Genomic DNA, 26,023 nt, shown 5'->3' with positions numbered 1-26,023 from the left:
CCCGATGAACCAGTTGTCTGGATATCCACATACTAGTTCAAGCTGGCGAAATTGCCCGGAATAACCCAAAAAAACGGCAAGTTACCCGAGCCGTCAGGAGGTTTTTTTCACAAGGATCTCGATGTCACCCTGGGACAGATTGTCCAGCATGGCGCCACGGAACTGCCGGTTAATAAAGCGCTCGGTTTCACGCTGTATCGCCTCCCGCTGCTCCGGCTTTTCAATGTAATCCATCGCCCGGAACAGAATGTAGCGAATGGTCATGCGGGAAATTTCATGGACGGTCTCCGGCGGCACGGCACGGACCAGTTTGCGGTCGATAATGTCCTCGGCCATCTCCCGGGCACTGGCATTCAACTGAGCTTCCAGTGCTCGACGCAGTAACGGTGAGGGGCCATGGAGTTCCCGCACGGCAACAGTGGTTGCGGCCGGATTGGACAGAAAATAGTGGTACACAAAGGTAACGGTATCGTGGGAGGCCTGTTCGGAGCTTTCCGCCATTCGCCGTAGCTCGCGCACACCGGACTTCATGTCCTCGGCTATGTAACCCAGCACTTGCAGACCGAACTCGTCCAGGTTCTTGAAGTGACGGTAAAAGGTATTGGGGTTCAACCCGGCTTCACGAGCCAACTCCCGCAGTCCCAACGATGTCAGGCTTCGACTCTCGGTAATCAGACGTAGTGCCGCCTGTACCAGTTTCAGCTTTCCGCCGGATAAAACATTCATTGAACTTCCACCCAAGGTTGACGGGCGTGTTGGGCTGTTGGGGCCTCCGAAAATGCTCGTAGCCATGGATGGCGGAGAGCAAGCGTACACGGACGTACTTGCAGCGGTTTTCGGAGGCCCCAACAGCCCAACACGACCTGCCCGCCAAGCCCGGAAATCAGGACAACCTATTGTCTCCTTGGGCCAAGCGATGCATTTCTGAATCCAAAAAGTATACAGCTGTCTACTTCCTTGTGTATACATGTGTATACCGTCAAACATCATGGCGAAACAGACAACAACAGGCAAGGCCAGATGGCCAGCGAACAACGAGGTAGAGTTATGAGTCAGTCAGCACAAATTGCCATCATCGGCACCGGATTCTCTGGCCTGGGCATGGGCATCAAGCTCAAAGAAGCCGGTTATGACAACTTCGTGATTCTCGAGCAAAGCGACGATGTCGGTGGCACCTGGCACGAAAACCACTACCCGGGTTGCGCCTGTGACGTGCAGTCTGCCCTGTACTCCTTCTCGTTCGAACAGAACCCGAACTGGAGCCGCATGTTCGCCCAGCAGAAAGAAATTCAGGCCTACCTGCGGAACTGCGCCGAAAAATACGGCCTGATGAAACACGTGCGTCTGAACACCCACGTGGCGGGCGCCAAATTTGACGAAAAAACCCAGAGCTGGACCGTCGAAACCTGCGACAGTCCCAAACTGTGGGCCTACATGCAGGAAAAAGGTCTCAACCCCGGCGATAAACTGGACCGGTCCGATAAGGATCTGCCGGAATTCAGCACCCTGAAAGCCGACGTCGTCGTGTCCGGCATGGGCGGCCTGAGCACCCCGGCCTACCCGAACATCAAGGGAATCGAAACCTTCACCGGCAAGAGCTTCCACTCCCAGGACTGGGATCACAGCTACGACTTCAAAGGCAAGCGGGTTGCCGTGATTGGTACCGGCGCCTCGGCCATCCAGTTTGTCCCGGAAGTGGCCAAGGAAGCCGGTCATCTGGACCTGTACCAGCGCACGCCGCCGTGGATCGTGCCCAAGCCTGACCGCGAAATCCGTCCGCTGGAAAAACTGATGTTCCGCAAGTTCCCGCAGACCCTGAACGCCTTCCGCCAGAGTATCTACTGGACCCTGGAAGCGCGTGTGCTGGGCTTTGTCGGCAACCCGCGCATCCTCAAGATCGGTGAGCTGCAGGCCCGTCGCCACATCCGCAACCAGATCAAGGACAAGGAACTGCGTAAGAAGGTTACCCCGGATTTCCACTTCGGCTGCAAGCGGGTACTGATCTCCAACAACTACTACCCGGCGCTGGCCCAGGACAACGTGGACGTGCTCACCGACGGCATCCGTGAAGTGCGCGGTAATGTCATCGTCGATAACAACGGCAACGAGCGGGAAGTGGACTGCATCATCTACGGCACCGGCTTCAAGGCCCAGGACCCGATTCCAGCCGGCATGGTCTACGGCCGTAACGGTCAGGACTTGCTGGATGCCTGGAAAGACGGCGCGGAAGCCTACAAAGGCAGCACCATCAACGGCTTCCCCAACTTCTTCATGCTGATGGGCCCTAACACCGGCCTCGGCCACAGCTCCATGGTCTACATGATCGAGAGCCAGATCCAGTACGTGCTGGACGCCCTGAAGAAGATGGATAAGCACGGCTGGAAGAGCGTGGAAGTGAAGGAAGACGCCCTGAGCCAATACAACGCCTCCATCCATGCCAAGCTCGGCGACTCTGTCTGGCAGACTGGCTGTAAGAGCTGGTACGTGAATGAAAACGGCAAGAACACCACGCTGTGGCCGGGCTTCACCTGGCAGTTCCGCCAGCAGACCAAGCGGTTTGATGCGGGGCAGTATGTCTGTGAGCCGGAAGCCGTTGAAGTGGGAGAAGCCGCTCCAGCGTTGTAAGTTACCTTACCAACACTCTACCCAATATGGGCATGAATCTGCCCATATTGGGTATTTCGTAGAGCCGGGCGTCTATTTCGGAAAATCCGCTTCGAATACACGGTTTCTTGGGGCTACATCCCCGGAGCTAGCTGCGGAAAATACCAAGGCTCCGCATGTTCAGGAATTTCCCATTTCAGCGGCGACCTGTTGCTGGTCTCGCTCAGCAGGCCTTCCTGTTTCATCTGGTTTAACAATCTGCGAGCGCTGCGTTCGTGCATCCCTGTCAGTGCAATGGCCTGTTTGCGGTCCAGGGATCCTTGGATAAAGGCATTGAACAGCACCAGGCTGGCTGTTGGTTTCAGTTCGGCATCGACTCCTGGAACTCGCTTGTCGTTGCGAGCCACGACATAACGGTCGATCCTCTCCCGGAGCTTATTCAGCGCGAGAAGCTCTGAAATATAATTCGCCTGGTCTAAGGCGGTGTTCAACACATACTCGCAGAACTCCATTAATCCCGCCTGGCTGAGATAGCCCCTGCCGTCGCTGTTCCCCTGCCTGGGATAATCCGCTCGTGCCAGGGCCGCCTTATAGGTTTCCGCCGACCGTGCCAGCCCCCGGCTCAGGCACCAGACACCGTAACTCTCAAGCCCAGTGGCCTTCAGTGCAGCATCCGTCCACAACCGGATAACACGACCATTGCCGTCAAGGAAAGGATGAATCCAGAGAAAGCGGTGGTGGGCTGCGGCTATGGCGATCAGTTTGTGGTCGCCGCGGTATTTTTTGGGGTGATATTCTTCGCAGAATCGTGGCATTAGTTCCGGAAGCGCCTGATGTGCGGGCGGCACATGTCGGCCGATCTCCACGTCCCGCTGTCGCCATTGTCCGGGTGTAACCTGTTCCAGGAGCGTGCCTTTGTGGTCACGAACTTCCCTGAGTGAGTCTGGCACCTGGGCGTAGAAGCGCTGGTGAAGCTCCAGCATGAATTCTGGCGAATAGATCTCATCCAGTTCCGGGGCTTTGGCATACAGCCACCTCTGAACCTCGATATGGGCAAGTGATTCCCTTTGCAGATCGCGCTTTACCGGATCATCGCTGTAATGTCCTTTTTGGGCCTGGCGAATCTCATGTGGCTGCGTCCGGTTACCCTCGATCAGGTTGGAGTAGTAAGAATTAATGACCGCCATATGCAACCGGAGGGTTTCGGCACTCTCCGGGGAAAGCCGTCCGGCCAGTTTTGCTGAGATACGGTTTAGCTCCATTGCCTTGTCTGGCAGGGCTGATTTCCTGAGTGCCTGCTCTCCCGGTATGAAGGGGGCAAGGTCCATTATTGAGGTTGCGGCCATGGAAATTCCATAGTTATGTCCGGTTTATTGTCCGGTTTATATAATATTAATATGTTGATATTAAATGACATATAAATTAATAAAACAGGGTTTTCTGAAAATATTGTCCGGTTTCATGTCCGGATATCTGTTCAGGTTAGCTCACCAGTGACTTGATGGCCAGCCGAGCCTGCACCATGGTTTGCATAAGGGAACAAAAGGAGCGCACACCATGGCCAAACCAACCCTGCCTGACTTTTCCCAGATCCTGGAAGCCGAACAGCGTATTCGACCACACCTGGGCGAAACGCCGCTGTTGCATGCGCCTGACTTGGATGCCGCCATGGGCCAGCCCCTTGGCCTGAAGTGCGAGAGCCTTCAGCGCACCGGAAGCTTCAAGGCCCGTGGCGCGCTGAACTGGCTGCTGACCGCCACTGCAGACGAACTCAAGGCTGGCCTGGTGACGGTGTCTGCCGGTAATCACGCCATTGCCCTGGCCTGGGCGGCGGCGATGCAGGATGTCCCGCTCACGGTGGTCATGCCGGAGGGCTCCAGTCCGCTGAAAATTCGTCGCACCCGGGCGCTGGGTGCCGAGGTGATTGTTCAGGGCAGTATCCAGCAGGCGGTAGCCCTGTGCCACGAATTGCGGGATGAGAAGGGGCTGACCCTGGTCCACCCCTATAACGATGTCCGCATCATGGCCGGGCAGGGCACGGTTGGCCTGGAATTGCTGCGCCAGCAGCCGGATGTGGATCGGGTGCTGTGTCCGATTGGCGGTGGTGGGCTGATTTCGGGGCTCGGGTTGGCCATCAAGGCGCAGCGGCCTGAAATAGAGCTGATCGGTGTAGAGCCGGAAGGCGCGGCCACCATGTTCAATGCCTGGCAGAAGCAGGATGCCAGTGCCAGCCTTGACTCGGTGGATACCTGGGCCGCCAGCCTGGCACCGGCTGTAGTGGGGGACTGCACCTATGCCGCCTCCCGCCAGGTGGTGGACCGTATTGTAACGGTTACCGAGGCGGGTATTCGGGAGGCGACCCGGCGCCTGCTGACCGAAGCCAGGCTTTATGTGGAGCCGGGTGCCAGTGTTGGCCTGGCGGCGCTACTGGAAAAACAGGTACTGCCTGATCCGGACAGGGCCACGGTTTTGATTATTACCGGCGGCAACCTGGACCCGGAACAGGTCAGTCAGTGCCTGTGACCAATTTTTGGAGCACGCTTAACTGACCAGCGTGCCGCCATCCACCGCCAGGCATTGCCCGGTGATATGCCGTCCGGCCTCGGACGCCAGCAGCACCGCCGCGCCCTTGAGATCTTCCTCGCCACCGAAGCGCTTCAGCGGGATGCGCTCCAGCATTTTCTCACCCTGGGCATCCAGCAGGCCCTGGGACATCTTCGACGGGAAGAAGCCTGGGCAGAGGGCGTTTACGTTGATGTTGTAATGGCCCCATTCGGACGCCAGTGCACGGGTGAAGTTCACCATCGCGCCCTTGCTGGTGTTGTAGGCGATCGTTTTCATGCCTTCGGGGTTGCCGGACAGGCCCGCGATGGAGGCGATGTTGATCACCTTGCCGGTGTTGCGGGGAATCATGCAGCGCTTGCCCACGGTCTGGGTCAGGAAGAACGAGGCGTTGACGTTCAGGTTCATCACCTTCATCCAGCCTTCCGCCGGGTAGTCCTCCGCCGGGGCTCCCCAGGTGGCACCGGCGTTGTTGACCAGGATGTCGATATCACCAAGCTGGCTGACCACCTGATCCACCACGGCGGGAATGCCTTCCAGGTCGGACAGGTCCGCTGCGATGGTCACCACTTCAACTCCCTGGTCCTCCAGGTGTGCCTTGGCTTCGTCCAGTTCGTGCTGCTTGCGGGCGCTGATGGCGATTTTTGCCCCCAGTTCACCCAGGGCTTCGGCCATTTGCAGGCCCAGGCCGCGGGAGCCGCCGGTGATAAAGGCGACCTTGCCGGTCAGATCCAGTAGCTGTTTTACGCTCATAACTATCTCCTTGATGGTTCAGGACTGTCTCCTTGATGGTTCAGGCCGTCTTCGCCAGAAGGCCGTCGCTGACCTGTGCCAGATGATGATCGGCATCGCCGAACAGCAGGTTGATCAGGGTCAGGCGTTTGAACAGGTGGGCCGCGAACATTTCGTCGGTCACACCCATACCGCCGTGCAGCTGAACCCCTTCCTGTCCCACATAACGGGCGGCCTGGCCGACCAGGGTCTTGGCCATGGAGATGGCTTCGCGGCGGCTGGCACGGTCATTGGAATCCGCTTCGCTGGCGGCCAGGATCGCCATGGTTTTGGCCTGTTCGGTCTGGATGAACATGTCCGCCATACGGTGTTGTAGCACCTGGAACTTGCCGATGGGCACCCCGAACTGTTTGCGGGTCTTGATGTACTCCAGGGTAGCAGCGTTCATGGCTTCCATGGCGCCGACGGCTTCGGCACACAGCGCGGCAATGCCCAGATCCACGGTTTTTTCGATCGCCGGGAAGGCCTGGTCAATGGTGCCGATCAGGTTGTCGGCACTGACCGTAACGTTGCTGAAGCGGATCTCGGCGGTACGGTGGCCATCGTGGGTGGCAAAATCGTCCACCTGGACACCCTTGGCGCCGGTATCCACCAGGAACAGAGAGAGGCCGCTTTCGTCGTTGGTTCCGCCACTGGTGCGGGCGGAAACAATGAGCTGGTCCGCCTGGCCACCATGGAGCACGGCGGTCTTGTGGCCGCTGATCAGGTAGTTGCTGCCGTCCTGTTTGGCGGTGGTTTGTACATGGCTCAGGTTGTAGCGGGCACCGGGTTCGCTGTGGGCAAAGGCCATCAACCGCTTACCGTTTGCGATGGCGGGCAGGATTCCGGACTTCTGAGTGTCGCTGCCATGGTCCCGGATCACGCTGCCTGCCAGCACGACGGTGGCCAGGTAGGGTTCGACCACCAGGCCGCGGCCAAAGTTTTCCATCACCACCATGGTGTCTATGGCGTTGCCGCCGAGCCCGTCGTACTCTTCCGGAAAACTGAACGCCAGAAGGCCCATCTCCGCCAGGGCGGCCCAGGTTGCAGGATCGGTGCCTTTGCCGGCCGCAATCACCTTCCCGCGTTTTTCGAAATCGTATTCGTTGGTCACGAAGCGGCGCAGGGAATCGTTCAGCATTTGCTGTTCTTCGGTCAGATTAAAATTCATAAAAACGTCTCTCCAAACTCTGGAAGCTGAGGGCTCTTTACAGGCCAAGCACGAGTTGAGCAATGATGTTGCGCTGGATTTCGTTGGACCCGCCAAAAATCGACAGCTTGCGCATATTGAAGTAATCCCCGGCAGCGGGTGTCGCATCGGCAGAGCCGACCCTGGGGCCGTTGTAGTCCAGCTCCAGTGCGTCCGGAATGTGGGCAATGGCATCCTGTCCGGTGGCTTCCATCAGCATCTCGAACAGCTGCTGCCCGATTTCGGTACCGCGAATCTTGAGAATCGACGCCTGGGGGCCGGGGCCACGCTTGTCCGTCAGCACCCGCAGAACCGTGAGCTCCAGCGCACGCAGCTCCATATCCAGCTGTGCCAGCCGGTCGCGGAATCGGGTGTTCTCAATGAGCGGACGTTGCCCGTCCTGCTCTTCCCGCGCCACTTCCTTGAGGCGTTTCATGGCTGCCTTCCACTGCCCGACATTGGCCAGGCCGGTGCGCTCGTGGCCCAGAAGGAACTTGGCGTAGGTCCAGCCCTGGTTTTCCTCGCCGATCAGGTTCTCGGCCGGTACTTTTACGTTGTCGAAGTAGACCTCGTTAATCTCATGCTCACCATCCAGCATGATGATCCGCCGTACCTCGATGCCCGGGGTGTTCATATCGATCAGCAGGAACGAAATGCCCTGCTGCTGCTTGCCTTCGGTGCTGGTCCGCACCAGGCAGAAAATCCAGTCCGCATGCTGGCCCAGGGTGGTCCAGGTTTTCTGGCCGTTGACGATGTAGTGATCGCCTTCTCGCTTGGCGGAGGTGCGCAGTGACGCCAGATCCGAACCGGAGCCCGGTTCGGAATAACCCTGACACCACCAGTCCTCACCACTGAGAATACCCGGCAAGAAGCGTTGTTTCTGCTCGTCGTTGCCGAACGTCATGATCACCGGCGCGACCATGCGTAACCCGAAATCCAACTGGCGGGGCGCGCCGGCAAGGGCGCATTCTTCCTCGAAGATGATCTGTTCGATGGGGCTCCAGCCGGTGCCGCCGAATTCCTTCGGCCAGGTGGAGGCGCCCCAGCCCTTGTCGAACAGGATTTTCTGCCAGCGTTCGGTCATTGCTTTGTCCGGCCGCAGCCGTTTCTGGACGCGTTCACGGATATCGTCCGGCAGGTTGTCTTCAAGAAACTGACGAACTTCAGCGCGGAACGCTTCTTGTTCGGGGGTGTAATTTAGATCCATATTGCACCTATTGTCTGGTGGCTGAGGTAATTGGTTTTTTAGCTTCTGGAGCTGCCTGCTAGTTTTAAACCCGCGCCTTCTGGTTCGGGCGGCTGCGCCGGTCGGGTATCCCCTTTCAAAACACGCTCCTTCGGCCCATCCATGGGGCGCTTGGGCTCCGCCATCCATGGCTCCGCACAGTTTTGAAAGGGGATACCCGACCAACGCCTCGAGCAAATACTTGCCTGAAACAGTTTTGCTCTGGGGGTCCACTGCTCAGTGCCCAGATCCATAGCGTGTCTGCCTTCGCTGCCAAGTTCGCGGAGGCTAGCGGGTAGGGGTGTCCGAAACTGTGCGGAGCCATGGATGGCGGAGCCCAAGCGCACACGGACGTGTTCACAGCGTGTTTCGGACACCCCTACCCGCTAGCCGCCATGCACCCGACGATTTAGGCTATCGATCAGGCAACTTCGAACAAGCCGGCAGCACCCATGCCTGTACCGACGCACATAGTAACGACGACGTACTTAACACCACGGCGCTTGCCTTCGATCAGGGCGTGGCCAACGAGGCGGGAGCCGGTGGTGCCGTAAGGGTGGCCGACTGCAATGGCGCCGCCGTTGACGTTCAGGCGGTCCATCGGGATGCCCAGTTTGCGCTGGCAGTAGAGAACCTGAACGGCGAAGGCTTCGTTGAGTTCCCAAAGGCCGATGTCGTCGACGGTCAGGCCGGCACGCTTGAGCAGTTTGGGTACCGCGAAGACCGGGCCGATGCCCATTTCATCGGGCTCACAACCAGCCACGGCGAAGCCGCGGAAGATGCCCAGTGGGGCAGCGCCGCGCTGTTCGGCGATTTTGCTGTCCATCAGGACACAGGCCGAAGCACCGTCGGAGAACTGGCTGGCGTTGCCGGCGGTAACCACACCGCCCTCCATCGCTGAGCGGATCTTGCTGACGCCTTCCAGGTTGGTGTCCGGGCGGATGCCTTCGTCCTGGCTGACGGTGACTTCCTGGCTGCTGAGCTGGCCGGTGGCCTTGTCGGCGACTCCCATGGTGGTGGTAATGGGTACGATTTCGTCGTCGAACTTGCCGTCTTCACGGGCCTTGGCGGCTAGCTGCTGGCTGCGCACGCCGTATTCGTCCATGTCTTCTTTCTTGATGCCGTAGCGCTTGGCCACGGTCTCGGCGGTGTCCAGCATGGACCAGTACAGCTCCGGCTTGTTCTTCGCCAGCCAGGGATCCATGAAATAGTTCTGGTTGACGTTGGCCTGGACGGTGGAGATGGACTCCACGCCGCCGGCAACCATCACCGGCACCCGGTCCACGGCAATGTGGTGGGCCGCCATGGCAATGGCCTGCAAGCCGGAGGAGCAGAAGCGGTTGATGGTGGCGCCGGCCACGGAGACCGGCAGGCCGGCACGGATGGCGCCCATGCGGGCGACGTCGTTGCCGGTGGAGCCTTCGGGCAGGGCACAGCCCATCAACACGTCTTCAATTTCGTTGGGGTCGACTTTCGAGCGCTCGACCGCGTGCTGGATGGCGTGGCCGGCCAGGGTGGCGCCGTGGGTCATGTTCAGGCCGCCGCGCCAGGACTTGGCCAGGGGCGTGCGGGCAGTGGATACGATGACAACATCATTGGACATAACAATTCTCCTCAGGTCGGAGCGGCGGTTTATTGGCCGCCCCGTATCAATTCGTGGACCGGTTATTTATCGTCGAAACCCTTGCCTTCCTCAGCACGCTTGGCCAGCAGCGCTGCGGGCTCCCAGAAACCTGGCTGGGTGTGGCGGCCTTCGGTAAAGGCCTGCATGGCGCGCACCACGTTGGGCAGTCCGACTTCTTCGGCGTAGTGCATGGGGCCACCGCGGAACACCGGGAAGCCGTAACCGGTCAGGTAGACCATGTCGATGTCGGAGGCGCGCTGGGCGATGCCTTCGTCCAGAATCTGCGCGCCTTCGTTCACCAGCGCATACACGCAGCGCTCGACGATTTCCTGGTTGCTGATCTTGCGGGGGGTGATGCCCAGCTCGGCGCGCACTTCGTCCACCACCTTGTCCACTTCCGGGTCATGCTGGGCGTTGCGGTTGCCCGGCTCGTAGCGGTAGAAGCCGGCGCCGGTTTTCTGGCCGTAGCGGCCCATTTCGCACAGGCGGTCGGCGACGACCATCTTCACCATGTCCGGGTTTTCTTCGTACTGGCGCTTGCGGATGGCCCAGCCGATGTCGCCGCCGGCCAGGTCGGCCATGCGCAGCGGGCCCATGGCAAAGCCGAATTTCTCGATGGCCTTGTCGATCTGCTGCACGCTGGCGCCTTCCTCCAGCATCAGCAGGGCTTCGCGCTGGTACTGGTTGATCATGCGGTTGCCGATAAAGCCGTCACACACACCGGAGACCACGGCGGTCTTCTTGATGGTCTTGGCCAGTTTCATGGCGGTGGCCAGTACCTCCTTGGCGGTTTTTTCGCCGCGAACCACTTCCAGCAGCTTCATGATGTTGGCCGGGCTGAAGAAGTGCAGGCCGATCACGTCTTCCGGGCGTTTGGTGAAGCTGGCGATCTTGTTGAGGTCCAGGGTGGAGGTGTTGGAGGCGAGGATGGCGCCTGATTTGCAGACCTCGTCCAGCTTCTCGAACACGGACTGTTTTACGCCCATTTCCTCGAACACCGCTTCGATCACCAGGTCCGCGTCACTCAGGTCGTCATAGGTGAGGGACGGGGTGAGCAACGCCATCTTGGCCTTGGCGTCGTCCTCGCTCATGCGGCCTTTCTTGACCCGGCCTTCGTAGACTTTCTGGATGGCTGCCACGCCGCGGTCCAGGCCTTCCTGCTTCATTTCCACCAGTGTTACCGGAATGCCGGCATTGAGGAAGTTGATGCTGATACCGGTGCCCATGGTGCCACCGCCGATCACACCGACGGACTTGATGTCACGCACAGGAGTATCGGAGGGCACATCGGCGATCTTGCTGGTCAGGCGCTCGGAAAAAAACGCGTGGCGCAGAGCGCGGGATTCCGGGGTCTGCATCAGGTTCACAAAGGCTTCGCGCTCGACTTCCATGCCCTTGTCGAAAGGCATGGTGACGGCGGCTTTGACCGCGTCCACACACTTCAACGGGGCCGGATAGTTTTTGGTCATGGCGCCCACGGTGTTGCGGGTGAACATGAAGAAGCCTTCGGGATTGGGGTGCTTGGCCTTCAGGTCACGCACTTTCTTGAGCGGCAGGTTTTCATTGGCGACCTTAGTGGCGTAGGCAATGGCGGCGTCCAGCAGTTCGCCGTCGATAATTTCGTCAAACAGCGCGCTGCCCTTGAACTGCTTTGCAGGCACTACGCTGCCGGAAACGATCATATTCAGGGCGTGCTCGGCGCCGATCACCCGGGGCAGGCGCTGGGTGCCGCCGGCGCCCGGCAGCAGGCCCAGTTTCACTTCCGGCAGGGCAATCTGGGCATCGGGTTTGGCAATGCGGTAATGACAACCCAGGGCCAGTTCCAGACCGCCGCCCATACAGGCCCCGCTGATAGCGGCAATGACCGGTTTGCGGCTGCTTTCCACATAGTTAATCACGGTGTTCAGGTTGGGCTCCGCGGTGGCTTTGGAAGAGCCAAACTCACTGATATCGGCGCCGCCGGAAAAGGCACGGTCGGAGCCGATCAGCACAACGGCCTTCACCGCGTTATCGGCTTCCGCCTGGCGGATGCCATTCACAATGCCCTGGCGCAGGGCCAGGCCCAGGCCATTGACGGGCGGGTTGTCGAGTCGGATAACGGCGATGGCGCCGTTGAGATCGTAATGGGCGGTACTCATTAGGCAGCTCCCTGAAACTGGAATCGGGTTGATCGTCGGTATGAAGACGCGCGTTGAAATCTCCATACACTGGTGTATTGTTGGTCCATACACTAATGTATGTTTCTGGCAGGGTCAACGGTTTCAAATTTGTTGGTTCTGTTAATGTAGAATGCACCCGACACCGCCAGCAGCAGGATCTGACTACCGAATGACTGACACCCGACAGCCCCGACGCACTAGCCGCAAGACGCTGGAAAAAGCGCAATTGACCCGCGACGATTGGCTGGACGCCGCCGCTGGCGAAGTGGCCTCGGGCGGTTTCAGCCAGTTGCGGGTATTGACGCTGGCAAAAAAACTCGGTGTCACCCGGGGCAGTTTCTATTGGCACTTCAAGGACCATGAGGATCTGGTGGTCAGCTTTCTCGACCGCTGGCGGGATCGACGGCTCCACGAACTTCAATACTGGAAACCCCAGGGCGGCGATGTGGAAACGGAGCTGCGACGGATCCTCGAACTGCTGCTCACCGATGCCTCCCGCAATATCCGCCGCCTGCAGGTGGAGCTGGCAGTTCGGGATTACGCCCGCCGCAATGACTATGCCGCCGAGCTGGTCACCCAGGTGGATGAGGCCCGGGTGCGCCAGAATTGCACGCTGTTCGAGCGGTTGAGCCAGGACCCGCAACACATCAAGGACCTTTCCCTGTTGCTGTACGTGGCCACCATTGGTTCCCAGGTGGTGCTGACTGGCAAGAAAGGGGATGAGACCGCAATTCGTCGTATCGAAGACCTCATGGCGAGGATTGTGTTGGGGCAGACTCCGCTGCCCCGTTAGGTTCACTCCCTGGCGTTGTCGGCCGGATCAGACGGTGTCTGCGGGTCGGCCCAGGTCCCGCAGTACGGTGTCCACTACCATCGGGCTCCACAACAGGCGGTGGTGCCCCAGACCGCTGGTGCGTAGCACCTCCGCCCTGGCCCAGTTGCCGGCCACTCGTTGGCTTTCTTCCGGTGAGACGGACGTATCATCGTCATCTATGACAATCAGACCCTGCTGGGTGAGCGACAGAGACAGCACTTCCAGATCCAGCTTGTCCCAAACCGATGCTCCGAATTGCTCCTCCATCAGTTGAAGGTGCACGGACAGCGCCTCCGGACTCAGCCCGAACTGTTGGCCCAGGCTCTTCATTGTGGCGGCCAGACTGACGGGGGGCGCCAGCATGACCAGGTAGTTGGCTTGAAGTCCGTCCGCAATGGCCCTGGCCACGGCGATGCAGCCGAGGGAGTGCGCCAGCACACCATGAACCCGGCCAACGCTGGCGGCGACGCGGGCGGTGACGTCTGCCATTTCATACAGGTCGGTGCTTTCACCCTGGGCGCGGCCGTGGGCAGGGGCGTCGAACAGCACCACCCGGTAGCCGGCTTCCACCAGCGGATTGACCCAGGCGCCGAACTGGATGCCGGCACCGGCCCAGCCATGGACACCGAGAATCACCGGGCCCTGGCCCCAGGAATACACCGGGATGGTGCGTGACCCATGCTGGAGTTGGGTATAGCTGTCGGTGTTATCCAGCAGGTGTTCGTAGCGGGTGGGCATGGGCAGTCGTGATGGCCTGAATGCCATGCGGTTAAACAGCTGCCCGGCTTTCCGGGGTGATACCCGGGCATACAGTTGCAGTGCCAGCCGCGTGGCGGAGAGGCCGACGTTGGCCGGTGCCCTGGTAGGGGCGGAATGGCGAAAGATTTCTGGCTGTGTGTTCAGTTGTGAGGTCATGGAGAAAATCCTTCTTCGTGCTTTGGTGGATGACAGCTTCAGGTTAGGGCTTGCGGGTTGCCAACAGGAGTGTCATATTTGACATATAAAGTGCGGAAAAGGCCATTATCAGAATGAACATTGCGATCGTTGCCTTGCCCAACTGCCATGCCTCCGGTGTGCATGGGGTAATGGATTTCTTTACTGTGGCCAACTACTGCGGCCGCGTGCCCGCCGGTGATAGCGAGCTGCTGTTCGATTGTCAGGTGGTGACGGTGGATAACGAGCCGGTGCGTGCCTACAGCGGTGCCGTGGTGACGCCGACAGTTCGCCGCGAAGACTTCCGGCCGGATCTCATCGTGGTGGGTTCCTCTGTGGAGGCTGCCGTCAGCATAGATCGGTTGGAGCGCGCCCTGGCACCGGCCATACCCATACACGGTTGGCTGCAACAGGCTTTTGAGCGGGGTGTTGTGCTGGCGAGCGTGTGCACCGGCAGCTTCGTGCTGGCGGAGGCGGGCTTGCTGGATAATCAGGTCGCCACCACCCACTGGCGCGCCGGGCCTTTGTTTCGCAGCCGCTATCCCAAAATCCGGCTGGAGGAAGAGCACCTGCTGGTGGATAACGGCCAGATTATCTGCGCCGGTGGGGCGACGGCGTTCATGGATCTGTGTGTCTACCTGGTGGAACGCTTTGCGTCACCGTCAGTGGCGCTGGCCTGCAGCAAGATGCTGGTGCTGGACGGACGTCGGGTGGAGCAGACGCCCTACATGGCGTTCTACAGCCGTAAGGCCCATCAGGACGATGCCATCCGTAAGGCGCAAACCTGGCTGGAGCAGCATTACTCCGAGCCGGTCACCATCGATGACGTCGCCGAGGTTGCCGGATTGGGCACGCGCACCTTCAAGCGCCGGTTCAAGGAGGCGACCGGAGAGACACCCATTGGCTATCTCCAGCACCTGCGTATTGAAGCCGCCAAACACAAGCTGGAGTCGAGCCGCGAGCAGACCGCCCGGATTATCTGGGGCGTGGGTTATGAGGATGCCAGTTCTTTCCGGCGGCTGTTCAAGCGGACCGTAGGGTGCACCATGGAGCAGTATCGTAAGCGCTTCAGCTACGTCACGCCCATGGCAGTGTAACCGGACAGCGCGTTATACGTTCACTTCCGTACGGCGGAAAATCCTTTGGCAAGCTATACTTACCGGCTTTCATTAACCGTTGGAATGCCCGGAATGCTTGAGACGTTATTCTCCACCTACATCAGCAGTACCATTCGTTTTCTGTTCCTGCTGGCGCCGTTTTTTGTGGTTACCATGTTCCTGGCGTTGACCCGTGGCCTGCCGGTGGCGGAAAAGAGTTCCATCATCCGCCGATCTACCTTGTCTGCGCTGATTTTGGGACTGATCCTGTTCTTTGCAGGGCCGCTGTTGTTCAACGCCATCGGCATCACTCTCAACTCGTTTCGCATCGGCGCCGGCAGCCTGCTGTTCCTGACCGCGATCAGCCTGGTCACCAGCGGAACCCGCAATCATGCCACCGGATTGCCGGAAGAGGATCGTGATGACATCGCTGTGGTTCCGCTGGCGATCCCGGTGATGATCGGACCAGCCACCATTGGTGCGATCATGGTATATGGCGCGGAGCTGAAAGCCGTGCCGGAAGTTGCCGGTGGCCTGTTGGGGCTGGTGTCGGGGCTGCTGATCCTGGCGGTTTTACTGCGTCTGTCCGGTTACCTTGAAAAGGCCCTGGGTAAAACCGGTCTGAACATCCTCTCCAAGATCAGTGGCCTGATCCTGTCCGCCATGGCGGCTGAAATCGTACTCACGGGTATTGCCGGATTTATGGTGTCCATGGGTTGATGGCCGGATGGATCATCGTTCAAGCCAGAGCAGGGTGATAGAGTCAACGAATGAGCGTAAATACCATTGAACACAATCGCACCCGGCAGAACTTCGATGGTGTGTCATCGGTCTGGCTGTTCGGCTATGGGTCGCTGATTTACAAGGTGGACTTCCCTTTTCTGGAGCAGCAGCCCGCAAGCATCGAAGGCTGGGTGCGTCGTTTCTGGCAGGGTTCCCATGATCATCGGGGCACCCGGGAGGCGCCTGGACGGGTTGTGACACTGATCGAGCAGCCCGGGGCAGTGTGTAAAGGCATGGCGTATCGGGTGTCGCCGGATGTTTTTGAGCATCTGGATCACCGTGAGAAGAACGGCTATCTGCGTTTCAGCACGGCCATGACTTTTGACGATGGCCGTCAGGAGCAGGGGTTAGTCTATATTGCCACCGAAGACAACGAGGCGTTTCTGGGCCATGCGCCGGACGCGGACATTGCCCTTCAGATTTCCCGGTCAGTCGGCCCCAGTGGCCGCAACGACGAATACCTGCTGAAACTTGCCGAGGCCCTGCGCCACCTGGGTGATGATGATCCCCATGTGTTCGCTATTGAGGCCATGTTATCCGCCTGAACGGGCCATACCACTCAGAATGTCCGCTGAAAGCCGGGCCCGATTCCGAAGACGACATGTCGACCCGTAAAACGGATACCCGCGGATTTATGTAATTTCAGGCCGGTTTACGTAAAAGAAGTGCAAAGCCGTGCTCCGGCACCTGACATTCAGCTCCCAATCGATATCCTGAACTCAGGGTGTGCTTCCGACGACAAGAGAAGTGCGATATCCAGGATCTGACAAGATCGGGAGAAGAACCATGAAACGATGGCTGATAAGTACCTGTATCGTTGGCTTGCTGATGGCCACCTCACCCGTTATGGCTGAGCATGGACATGGCCTCCCGCCGGGCATCCAGAAGCAGTTGGAGCGAGGTAAGGCACTTCCTCCGGGGCTCCAGAAACAGTTCCTGTCTGCCAGACACCGGGATCACTATGATTACCGGGATCACCGCAGGGACAAGCATTGGCGAGAGCACAGAAAACACCACCACAAAGACCACAAATACAGGGACCGTTACAATTACCGTGATCGCCGGGGTTATCGTGGCGGCTATCATGACAGGTATCGTTCCGGGTACCGGGATACTTATCTGGGATACGATGACCATATTCCGACCGAACACCGAGTCGTCCGTATCATCCGTGATGCTCAGGTGCTGTTCGACTCCTCCCGCCACTGAGTGGCGGGATTACCCCCTCCCCTTGGCCCGATGCTTGGGCCAGTTGTGGATTGCCCGTATGACTGCCTTAGGTCTGGTCAAGAGTTGCCCTGCATGTAAGTCCGTAGTGGGTCCTCATTAAGCTTATGGTCAGCATGTGAGAGTGCCGCGATAAACAGGGAGAACAACTCCGACTGGGAGGAAAGGTCCAGTTTGGCGTACAGGTTCTTCCGATGCATCTGTACGGTGTCCGGAGAGATGTCCAGCCTCTGCGCTGCTGACTTGGACGAGTGGCCCCGCAGCAGCAGGAGGGCGACTTCGCGTTCGCGCTCGGTGAGGATCGATCGACCGAAGTTATGGAATGCCGATTCCACTTGTGACCGCAACGTGACCGGTTCGGTGCGTGGGCGAGGCTCGATGACTGATTGCCAATAATGCAACATTGCGCCCTGGATAACCGAATTCAGCGAGCGCAACCGGTCCAGTTCACGCCGGGTAAAGGGCGCGTGTGGCTCCAACCGGCCAATGCCGAGCGAAAGCTGTACGTCTTCACTGGGGGCGATCAAGAAATAGGCGTCGTCCACCAGCGAGGCTTCGCTGTAGTAGGTACGGTAATAATCGCTCTGGTAGAAGTCATCGGGTGCTATCTCCGACAGGTGGTAGAAACCGGGAGACAAACCATCGGAGAAAGCGATGCAGAAAGGGTCCAGCAGGTAGGCACCGGAAAAATAACTGTCGATGTGCGATTTGCGAAGAGCGTCGGGAATATCTTGCTCGTAGAGCAACGACGGAATCTCGCCGCGTCTTTCCAGCGCCAGCAAAACGGCCTCGACTTCCACGACCTCATTGATGGCGTCGACGAGATAACGAGGAAGTTCGTCACTGCCAAGTTGATGGAACAGTGCGCCAACGGCATTGCTCCAGCGTGATAGTTGAGATTGAGGAGGGGCCATGCCTACTCCCTGTCTGTTGTTGTTACTCTCATTGTGCCCCACCTTATCTCTGCTCGCCATTCCCTCAACAGGGTATAGCGACCGATTATTTTCTCCATTGTTTGATCATGGCGAAAGCAAGCATGGAATGTTTGATATTTAAGTCATTTTGCTGATCGGTGAGACTGCAAAGGCCGGAATCACTCAGCCAAGTTGGGCTTCCGGCTTCTGTTATCACTTTGTGTCACCCTTCTGGGGTGATCGTTTCTAACGCGGTCACCCCCTTTTTCGTTGGCAAATGACGTGGCACCCATGCCCTGATGTTGCTTGGCTTAAGCGGAGGAGAGAATGAATGAGGTTCCAATAACTTCCAGAGCCAATGACACTGATTCGTTCCCGGAGTCCCGACCTGTACTTGCTGGCTGGCGTCTGCACCCGATGCGTGAGCGCCTGTACAGTGAACTGCATAACCGACCGTTTCACCTGCTGGAGAATCCGGCTCAGCTTTCTCATCTGGCAATCCAGCACGGTGGCAAGCTGCAGGAGCGGGAGCAGGCGCTTCTTACTGATCTGTGTGATCGATTCGGGGTCGTTGCCCCGGCCGATTCCATGCCGTGTTTTCATCAGGATTTCGGATTGTTCAGTCTGCGTTGGGAACGGCACATGGAGTTCTCGACCTACACCTTTATTCGCCAGGCAGCGCGACGTGAGGCTCCTTTCCAGAAAAATGCCATCGATGCAGTACCGAGGGACTGGCTGGTATCTTTGCCGGGTGAGCTTGTCGCGGCGGTCCACGTCGAGGTTGAAGGCGCGTCCGCCGGAAACAGCAGCGAATCACTGGCGCCCGTTTTTGACAACATGCTCCCGGTTGGCAGTGCGGCCAGTGCCGGGCGTGCCCAGATCTGGACCTCCTTTAAGCTTCACGGGGATGGTTTTGGCCGTTTCCTGGTCTGTGATGACGAGTTGACGCCAGCTCAGCGGGGACGACTGGTTCAGCGTGTGCTTGAGCTGGAAACCTATCGTTTGATGGCGACGCTGGGCTTGCCGCTGGCACAGGAAGTCAACGAGGTTCTGACTCAGCTGGACCAACAGCTCAAGCAGCTGACCACCAGGATCGCTCAGGTCAACCTGTCCGTTAGCGACCGGCAGTTGCTGGCGGAGGTGTCGTCGATGGCGGCGAGAGTGGAAGATCTCCGTACCCAGAGTAATTATCGATTTGCCGCAACGCGAGCATACTATGATGTGATCCGCCAGCGAATGGAGGAGTTACGCGAGCAGGAAGTTTCCGGTCATCTGACCGTTGGGGCGTTCTTGCGTCGGCGCATTAGTCCGGCGGTGAAAACCTGTCGGGCGGTGGAAAATCGGCTGGAAAGTATTTCACGCCGCGTTGCCCGTGCCAGTGAGCTGCTGCGCACCCGGGTCGAGCTGGTCGTGCAGGAGCAAAACCAGACCCTGATGAAAACAATGAACCGTCGTGTCCGGGTCCAGCTTCGGCTACAGCAAACGGTCGAGGGGCTCTCTGTTGCGGCAATCAGCTACTACGCCATCCAGTTGATTGATCTGATCCTGGGAGCCGGGCAGGCGTCGGGGCTTGGCTACGACCGCGAGTTAATGCTGGGCGCTGCGGTGCCAGTCGTTATCAGCACCGTCTTTTTCGCGACAAGGCTGATCCACAAACGATTGTTCAAGGGGGTTTAACCCCTCTTGCTATAGAACAGGCACAAAAGAACCGGGGCGGATACCCCGGTTTTTTTGTGCCTCAGGTAGCTTACTTCAGCTCGGTTCAAACAGCACGTTCATGGCGACAGTGAAGATCGCGCAATCGGTGACTGGGTGGCTTTGAATGTTGCCCAGCAGGGACTGCCAGCGACGAACAAAGGGAGCATATTTTTCCGTCCAGCTTTCGACGACAGTGGCCGGCGTCTCGTCCGCGCCATGATGGCGCAACGCACTGAGCGTCAGGGTCCGTTGCTGGGCGTCCAGATCATCCCGGTAACTGTTTCGCGCCAATGCCTGCCAGTGGTTGTTTGCCTTGAAGGTGCGGATCTGATGGTCCAGCCATGGCAGGTTCAGCTGCTCACCCAGCAGGAAATACACGGCGGCGACGTCGTGCAGCTCTCGCCCCAACTCGGTGGCCGCTTCGATAATGTCCAGCAAACAGTACAGGCCATTGCTCGCGGCGCACTGGGCTGCCAACAGTTCCGGAACCCCGGCTTCAGTGTAGCGCTGGAAGTGCTGTTGCCAGCGATCCCGGGACGGAATTGCCTGCTTGAGCGGCTGGATGTCGGCCAGGGTCTGGGTGATGCCGGGACCGTAGCTGGCGACACAGGTCTGTAGGTCAAGATCGTGGCGGCGACGGCTTAACAGCCACCAACTGGCGCGACTGATCAGATGGCGCAACTCACGCATCATGGCGAGCTGGATATTACTGTCGATCTGGTTGTCCAGCGCCTCAATTTCATTCCAGCGCTGATCGATACCGTACAGTTCGCACGAGATCAGGTACGCCGCAGAGATCTGGGCGTAGTCGGCGCCCGTCGCCTTGTGCAGGTTGTAGACGAAGGTAATGCCCATGCGGTTGATCAGGTCGTTGGCGATCTGGGTCGCGATGATTTCCCTCCGCAGCTGGTGGTTGTGCACGGCCTCCGGATAACGCTCAACGAGAAGCGCCGGAAACGCGCTTTCCAGTGCCTTGGAAAAATGGCAGTCCGCGGTCACCCAGGAATCGATCAACGCGCGCTTGAGCTCAATCTTGGCATAGCATATCAGCACGGACAGTTCTGGCCGCGTAAGCCCCTTGCGCTGTTCGCGGCGCTCAAACAGGGTCTTGCGTTCCGGCAGAGCTTCAAACTGCCGGTCCAGCTTGCCGCTGGCTTCCAGATCATCGATCAGGTGGATGTATTCATCCAGCGCATCGTTGGCGTCCTGCTCGGCGAGACTCAGCGCTTGCACTTGCCGGTAGTTGTTCTTCAGGACCAGTTCGGCCACCTGATCGGTCATACGTCGCAGCAGACTGTTGCGCTGCTCAAGGGTCAGTTCGTTGTGTGCTACCAGACCATTGAGCAGGATCTTGATGTTGACCTCGTGGTCAGAACAGTCGACTCCGCCGGCGTTGTCGATAAAGTCGGTGTTGGACGACCCTCCTGCCAGGGCGAACTCGATGCGTCCATGCTGGGTCAGGCCCAGGTTGCCGCCTTCTCCGATGACCTTGCAGCGAAGCTCGCTTCCGTTGACCCTGACACTGTCGTTGGCTTTGTCGCCGACCTCGGCGTGGGTTTCAGACTGGCCTTTGACGTAGGTACCGATGCCGCCATTCCAGAGCATGTCGACCGGCGCCTTCAGCAGGGCGCTGATCAACTGGTCGGGCGTCATCTCGTCGGCACTGATGGAAAAGCGAGCCTGCATCTGCGGGCTGATGGATATCCGCTTGGCTTTGCGTGAGAAAACCCCGCCACCCTGCGAGATCAACGAGGTATCGTAGTCGGACCAGTTGCAGCGGGGCAGGGCAAACAGGCGCCGCCGCTCTTCTGACGCTGCCGCCACGTTCGGATAGGGGTCGACAAAAATATGCTGGTGGTTGAATGCCGCAACCAGCTCCAGCGTGTCCGACAGCAACATACCGTTGCCGAACACGTCGCCGCCCATATCGCCGATACCGATAACGCTGAATGCGTCACGCTGGCTATCCAGCCCCCGCTCGCGGAAATGACGCTTGACCGATTCCCAGGCGCCACGGGCGGTGATTCCCATGCCTTTGTGGTCGTAGCCCTGACTGCCGCCGGACGCGAAGGCGTCGCCCAGCCAGAAGCCATACTCAGCAGCGATCTCGTTGGCGATGTCTGAAAAGGTCGCGGTGCCCTTGTCCGCCGCGACCACCAGATAGGGGTCGTCATCGTCGTAACGAACGACGGCGTTGGGGGGGACGACTTTCCCGTCAATCAGGTTGTCGGCGAGGTCCAGCAAGCCGCGGATGTAGGTCTGGTAGCAAGCAACGCCTTCGGCATGCAGCTGCTCGCGGCTACCATCGGTGGGCAGTTGTTTGGCGATGAAGCAGCCCTTGGCGCCCATGGGCACGATGACCGAGTTTTTCACCTGCTGTGCCTTGACCAGGCCCAGGACTTCGGTGCGGTAATCTTCGCTGCGGTCGGACCAGCGCAGCCCGCCACGGGCGACCTTACCGGCACGCAGGTGGATCCCCTCCATGCGGGGGGAGTACACAAAAACCTCGTACTTGGGACGCGGTAACGGCAGCTCGCTGATGGCGGACGGATCCAGCTTGAAGGCAAAGTAGTCCTTGAGATTTCCCTCCGGGGCTGGCTGAAAGTAGTTGGTGCGCAACGTGGCGAGGATCAGCTCAAGGAATCGCCGGATAATGCGATCCTCATCGAGGTTCTCGACCTGCTCCAGAGCGTCCAGGATGTGCTGCCGGGTGGTTTCACTGGCGGATGCGGCTCCATCCTGTCGGGGATCAAAGCGCTGCTCGAACAGGGTCACCAATCGTCTGCTGATGTCGATGTGTCGGCAGAGCACGTCGGCGATGAAAGGCTGGCTGAAGCCGAAGCGAATCTGGCGAATGTAGCGGGCATAGGCGCGCAGCAAGGCGACCTGGCGCCAGTCCATGCCGGCCATCAACACCAGGCGGTTGAACTCATCGTTCTCAGCCGCGTTGTGCCATATGCGGTGGAAAGCGTCACGAAACAGCGGTTGGGCCCGTTCCAGCTCGACAGCTTGTGTGGCGCAGAGGGTGAAGTCGTGAATCCAGAAGCGGCAACCGTCGGCGCGGTTGACGGCAAACGGGTAGCCGTCGATGACCTTGACGCCCAGGTTTTCCAGGATTGGCACCACGTCTGACAGGGGCAGTGAATCCGCCCGGCTGATCAGCCGGAAGCGAAACCGTCTCGGGTCGGGGTGGCGGCTCTGGCCGAAGCTGCTGGTCAGTTGGTCGGGCTCGTTCAATTCGCTGATTAAGCGGATATCCTCAACCGCCTGGGCCGGCGCCACGTGTTCGCGGTAGGCACTGGAAAACGCTTGCTGATATGGGGTCGCCAGGGCACCACCAGTCTCGATCAGGCGCGTCGACCAGTTATCTTCCGAAATTGCAGGTTGATTCAGGATCTGGTTCTTTTGGTTGTTGTCAGACATAGCAATACCCTCACAGTGCCGTTCAAAAAGTGTGTAAGGACAGGAGCCGCGGCGCGGCTCCTGATTTCAGGGAGCGTTCGGCCCTACATCAGGGCATCGAACGTCTGCTCCAGCAGGTCCATGCTTTCGCTGATCAGCGCATCGGTAATGGTCAGTGCCGGGAGGAATCGAATGACATTGCCACGGATACCACAGGACAACAGAATCAGTCCCTGCCTGGCGGCCTCACCGACGATCGCCTTGGTTAGCTCCGCATCTGGCTGATTGACATCCCCGTCCCGCACCAGCTCCATGGCGATCATCGCGCCGAGGTTGCGGATGTTGCCGATGGTCTGCGGGTATTTGGTCTGCAGACCGCGCAGGCGCTCGACGATACCGTCACCCACGTGGAGGGCACGTTCGCACAGCTGTTCTTCTTTGATCACGTCGAGAACGGCCAGAGCCGCTGCGCAGCCGATGGGTGAGCCGCCGTAGGTGCCGCCCAGGCCGCCGGGCAGCGGTGAGTCCATCACCTCGGACTTGCCGACCACCGCCGCGATCGGGAAACCTCCGGCAATCCCCTTGGCCATGGTCATCAGGTCGGGTTCGATACCGGCATACTCGCTGGCGAACATCTTGCCGGTGCGCGCGAAACCGGTCTGGATCTCGTCGGCGATCAACAGGATGCCGTGCTGATCGCACAGCTTGCGCAGCGCCTGCATGAACGCGGGCGGAGCGGGGTAAAAGCCACCCTCACCCTGCACGGGCTCGATGATGATGGCAGCGACACGGCTGGGCTCGATATCGCAGGTGAACAGCATGTTCAGCGCGGCCAGTGAATCCTCCGTCGATACCCCGTGGTACTCGTTAGGGTAAGGGGCGTGGTAGATCTCACCCGGGAACGGTCCGAAACCGGCCTTGTAGGGTGCGATCTTGCCAGTCAGTCCCATGGTCAGGTTGGTACGACCATGGAAGCCGCCCTGGAACGCAATGACGCCGCTGCGACCGGTATGGGCGCGGGCAATCTTGACGCAGTTCTCGACCGCTTCCGCACCCGTGGTGACAAAGATCGTCTTTTTCGGGGTATCGCCCGGAGCAGCGGCGTTCAGCTTTTCGGCCAATTCGACGGCGGACTCGTACGGGGTCACCATAACGCAGGTGTGGCTGAACTTTTCCAGCTGTGCCTGAACAGCCGCCTGGACGCTGGGGTGGTTGTGGCCGGTGTTGACCACGGCAATGCCGCTGCCCAGATCGATGTAACGCTTACCTTCCACGTCCCACAGCTCGGCGTTACGGGCTTTCTCGATGTAGGCATGAGTCAGGGTACCCTGACCGCGGGCGAATGCGTTGTCCTTGCGTTGCTGCAGAGATGCATTGTTCATGTAGCTAACCTCGGTTGTTCATTAAATAAGGAAAACTGGGGTGCCGGGTGGATCAAATGCCGCCCATGCACAGGTACTTGATCTCGACAAAGTCGTCGATGCCGTAGCGGGAGCCTTCGCGGCCGATGCCTGACTCCTTGATACCGCCAAACGGAGCGACTTCGGTCGAGATGAGCCCTTCGTTAATGCCGACCATGCCGTACTCCAGGGCTTCGGCGACTCGCCATACACGGCCTATGTCCCGGGCGTAGAAGTAGGCTGCCAGGCCAAACGGGGTGTCATTGGCGATGCGGATTGCTTCGTTTTCGTCGCTGAAGCGGAATACCGTCGCAACCGGGCCGAAAATCTCTTCATTGGCGATCGCCATGTCGGTGGTCACGCCGGTCAGCACCGCCGGGGCGTAGAAGTTGTCGTTCAGTTCGCCCTTGCCGTTCGGCTGGTTCAGGTCGGCGCCGGCGGCGAGCGCGTCGCCTACCAGTCGTTCGACCTTGGCTACCGCACTCGTATTGATCAGCGGACCGGTGGTAACTCCTTCACCGAAACCGTCGCCCAGGGTGAGCTTTGCCACCGCCTGGTTGAGTTTTGCGACAAAGCGGTCGTGGACGCCGTCCTGCACCAGGATGCGATTGGTGCAAACGCAGGTCTGACCGGCATTGCGGAACTTGGAGGCCATGACGCCGGCAACCGCGGAATCCAGATCGGCATCGTCGAACACGATAAAGGGCGCGTTGCCCCCCAGCTCCAGGGAGACTTTTTTGACGGTATCGGCGCACTGACGCATCAGCTGTTTGCCGACAGGGGTCGATCCGGTGAACGAAAGCTTGCGTACCCGGGAATCGTTGCAAAGAACTTCCCCGACCGCCGGAGACTGCAGCGTGGTGACGACGTTAAACACACCGGCCGGGATGCCGGCCTGGCGGCTCAGTTCGGCCAGCGCCAGCGCCGACAAGGGGGTGTGCTCGCCGGGCTTGACTACGATGGTGCAGCCGGCCGCCAGCGCCGGGCCCGCCTTGCGGGTGATCATCGCGATCGGGAAATTCCACGGGGTGATCGCCGCAACCACTCCAATAGGCTGCTTGAGCGTGACAATGCGTTTGTCGTGGCCATGGGCCGGGATCACGTCACCGTATACCCGCTTGGCTTCTTCGGCGAACCATTCGATGAAAGAGGCACCATAAGCCACTTCGCCACGGGCTTCGGCGAGCGGCTTGCCCTGCTCACTGGTCATCAGTGTGGCCAGGTCGTCCTGATTGGCCATGATCAGCTCGTACCAAGCACGCAGGCGGGCACTGCGCTCCTTGGCGGTCAGGGCCCGCCAGGCAGGCAGTGCCTGATCGGCGGCATCGATCGCAGCCGTGGTTTCCGCCACTCCCAGGTTGGGTACATCGGCGATTTTCTCCAGGGTGCTTGGGTTGGTAACGTCGAAGCGGTCGCCCGCCTCGGCATCACACCACTGGCCGTTGATAAAGGCATGCTGCCGAAATAGCGCGGTGTTGTTGATCGTCAGACTCATGGCGTTCCCCCGTGATGTTTCCATTGCTGTGTCATTGCCGGAATGGGCTATTGGTTAGCAATCATAGGGCGGCTACTATAGTGTGATAAATGTTCATCTTTATTTGTAAACGTTGATTGAGGTAAA

General features: G+C 59.3%; 20 protein-coding genes. 8 read left to right on the top strand and 12 right to left on the bottom strand.

Features of this window, described 5'->3' with window-relative positions; translation table 11 throughout:
- Positions 1–93: 93 nt before the first annotated feature.
- Positions 94–726, bottom strand: coding sequence for a TetR family transcriptional regulator (locus tag EHN06_RS19750; RefSeq protein WP_127334179.1), 633 nt, complete (start codon positions 724–726; stop codon positions 94–96).
- 321 nt (positions 727–1,047) lie between these two features.
- Between EHN06_RS19750 and EHN06_RS19745 the strand changes: the two genes are divergently transcribed.
- Entirely contained in the window at positions 1,048–2,625 is a 1,578-nt protein-coding gene (locus EHN06_RS19745; RefSeq protein WP_127334178.1) for a flavin-containing monooxygenase, read from the top strand.
- Between the two features lie 113 nt (positions 2,626–2,738).
- Here EHN06_RS19745 and EHN06_RS19740 read toward each other — a convergent pair whose 3' ends face one another.
- Complete coding sequence (locus tag EHN06_RS19740; protein WP_228257361.1) at positions 2,739–3,950, bottom strand: Fic family protein; 1,212 nt, start codon at positions 3,948–3,950, stop codon at positions 2,739–2,741.
- 211 nt (positions 3,951–4,161) lie between these two features.
- Between EHN06_RS19740 and EHN06_RS19735 the strand changes: the two genes are divergently transcribed.
- Complete coding sequence (locus EHN06_RS19735; protein ID WP_127334177.1) at positions 4,162–5,127, top strand: threonine/serine dehydratase; 966 nt, start codon at positions 4,162–4,164, stop codon at positions 5,125–5,127.
- 18 nt (positions 5,128–5,145) lie between these two features.
- Here the strand turns inward: EHN06_RS19735 and EHN06_RS19730 are convergent, their stop codons facing one another.
- From EHN06_RS19730 to EHN06_RS19710, 5 genes are all read right to left on the bottom strand, one after another.
- A complete protein-coding gene (locus EHN06_RS19730; protein ID WP_127334176.1) occupies positions 5,146–5,919 on the bottom strand; it encodes an SDR family oxidoreductase in 774 nt (257 codons plus the stop codon).
- 40 nt (positions 5,920–5,959) lie between these two features.
- A complete protein-coding gene (locus tag EHN06_RS19725; RefSeq protein ID WP_127334175.1) occupies positions 5,960–7,108 on the bottom strand; it encodes an acyl-CoA dehydrogenase family protein in 1,149 nt (382 codons plus the stop codon).
- 37 nt (positions 7,109–7,145) lie between these two features.
- Complete coding sequence (locus tag EHN06_RS19720; RefSeq protein WP_127334174.1) at positions 7,146–8,333, bottom strand: acyl-CoA dehydrogenase family protein; 1,188 nt, start codon at positions 8,331–8,333, stop codon at positions 7,146–7,148.
- A 439-nt stretch (positions 8,334–8,772) separates the two neighbouring features.
- On the bottom strand, positions 8,773–9,954 hold the full coding sequence (locus EHN06_RS19715) for an acetyl-CoA C-acyltransferase (RefSeq protein WP_127334173.1): 1,182 nt from the start codon (positions 9,952–9,954) through the stop codon (positions 8,773–8,775).
- Between the two features lie 62 nt (positions 9,955–10,016).
- Positions 10,017–12,113 (bottom strand): 3-hydroxyacyl-CoA dehydrogenase NAD-binding domain-containing protein, encoded by a 2,097-nt coding sequence (locus tag EHN06_RS19710; RefSeq protein WP_127334172.1) that lies wholly within the window; start codon positions 12,111–12,113, stop codon positions 10,017–10,019.
- A gap of 190 nt (positions 12,114–12,303) precedes the next feature.
- Between EHN06_RS19710 and EHN06_RS19705 the strand changes: the two genes are divergently transcribed.
- Positions 12,304–12,927 carry a TetR/AcrR family transcriptional regulator gene (locus EHN06_RS19705; RefSeq protein ID WP_127334171.1) on the top strand — a complete coding sequence of 208 codons (624 nt, stop codon included), beginning with the start codon at positions 12,304–12,306 and terminating at the stop codon, positions 12,925–12,927.
- A gap of 27 nt (positions 12,928–12,954) precedes the next feature.
- Here EHN06_RS19705 and EHN06_RS19700 read toward each other — a convergent pair whose 3' ends face one another.
- Complete coding sequence (locus tag EHN06_RS19700; RefSeq protein ID WP_127334170.1) at positions 12,955–13,863, bottom strand: alpha/beta hydrolase; 909 nt, start codon at positions 13,861–13,863, stop codon at positions 12,955–12,957.
- 113 nt (positions 13,864–13,976) lie between these two features.
- Here EHN06_RS19700 and EHN06_RS19695 point away from each other — a divergent pair, with 113 nt between their 5' ends.
- The 4 genes from EHN06_RS19695 to EHN06_RS19680 all read left to right on the top strand — a co-directional run bounded on the left by EHN06_RS19695 (position 13,977) and on the right by EHN06_RS19680 (position 16,970).
- Positions 13,977–14,978, top strand: coding sequence for a GlxA family transcriptional regulator (locus tag EHN06_RS19695; protein ID WP_127334169.1), 1,002 nt, complete (start codon positions 13,977–13,979; stop codon positions 14,976–14,978).
- A gap of 93 nt (positions 14,979–15,071) precedes the next feature.
- On the top strand, positions 15,072–15,698 hold the full coding sequence (locus EHN06_RS19690; RefSeq protein ID WP_127334168.1) for a MarC family protein: 627 nt from the start codon (positions 15,072–15,074) through the stop codon (positions 15,696–15,698).
- A 50-nt stretch (positions 15,699–15,748) separates the two neighbouring features.
- Positions 15,749–16,306 (top strand): gamma-glutamylcyclotransferase, encoded by a 558-nt coding sequence (locus EHN06_RS19685; protein ID WP_127334167.1) that lies wholly within the window; start codon positions 15,749–15,751, stop codon positions 16,304–16,306.
- Between the two features lie 241 nt (positions 16,307–16,547).
- The gene (locus tag EHN06_RS19680) at positions 16,548–16,970 is read left to right on the top strand and encodes a hypothetical protein (RefSeq protein WP_127334166.1); all 423 of its coding nucleotides are present in this window, start codon (positions 16,548–16,550) and stop codon (positions 16,968–16,970) included.
- A gap of 77 nt (positions 16,971–17,047) precedes the next feature.
- Here EHN06_RS19680 and EHN06_RS19675 read toward each other — a convergent pair whose 3' ends face one another.
- On the bottom strand, positions 17,048–17,902 hold the full coding sequence (locus EHN06_RS19675; protein ID WP_164735641.1) for a response regulator transcription factor: 855 nt from the start codon (positions 17,900–17,902) through the stop codon (positions 17,048–17,050).
- A 327-nt stretch (positions 17,903–18,229) separates the two neighbouring features.
- Between EHN06_RS19675 and EHN06_RS19670 the strand changes: the two genes are divergently transcribed.
- Positions 18,230–19,579 (top strand): DUF3422 family protein, encoded by a 1,350-nt coding sequence (locus EHN06_RS19670; protein WP_127334164.1) that lies wholly within the window; start codon positions 18,230–18,232, stop codon positions 19,577–19,579.
- A gap of 75 nt (positions 19,580–19,654) precedes the next feature.
- Here the strand turns inward: EHN06_RS19670 and EHN06_RS19665 are convergent, their stop codons facing one another.
- The 3 genes from EHN06_RS19665 to EHN06_RS19655 all read right to left on the bottom strand — a co-directional run bounded on the left by EHN06_RS19665 (position 19,655) and on the right by EHN06_RS19655 (position 25,897).
- On the bottom strand, positions 19,655–23,023 hold the full coding sequence (locus EHN06_RS19665) for an NAD-glutamate dehydrogenase (protein ID WP_127334163.1): 3,369 nt from the start codon (positions 23,021–23,023) through the stop codon (positions 19,655–19,657).
- An 83-nt stretch (positions 23,024–23,106) separates the two neighbouring features.
- The gene (gabT, locus tag EHN06_RS19660; RefSeq protein WP_127334162.1) at positions 23,107–24,384 is read right to left on the bottom strand and encodes a 4-aminobutyrate--2-oxoglutarate transaminase; all 1,278 of its coding nucleotides are present in this window, start codon (positions 24,382–24,384) and stop codon (positions 23,107–23,109) included.
- Positions 24,385–24,436: 52 nt separating this feature from the next.
- Complete coding sequence (locus EHN06_RS19655) at positions 24,437–25,897, bottom strand: NAD-dependent succinate-semialdehyde dehydrogenase (protein ID WP_164735640.1); 1,461 nt, start codon at positions 25,895–25,897, stop codon at positions 24,437–24,439.
- Positions 25,898–26,023: the final 126 nt, after the last annotated feature.

Origin of the sequence: Marinobacter sp. NP-4(2019), assembly GCF_003994855.1 — a bacterium.
GTDB lineage: Bacteria > Pseudomonadota > Gammaproteobacteria > Pseudomonadales > Oleiphilaceae > Marinobacter.
This window is presented reverse-complemented; position numbering and strand designations above follow the sequence as displayed.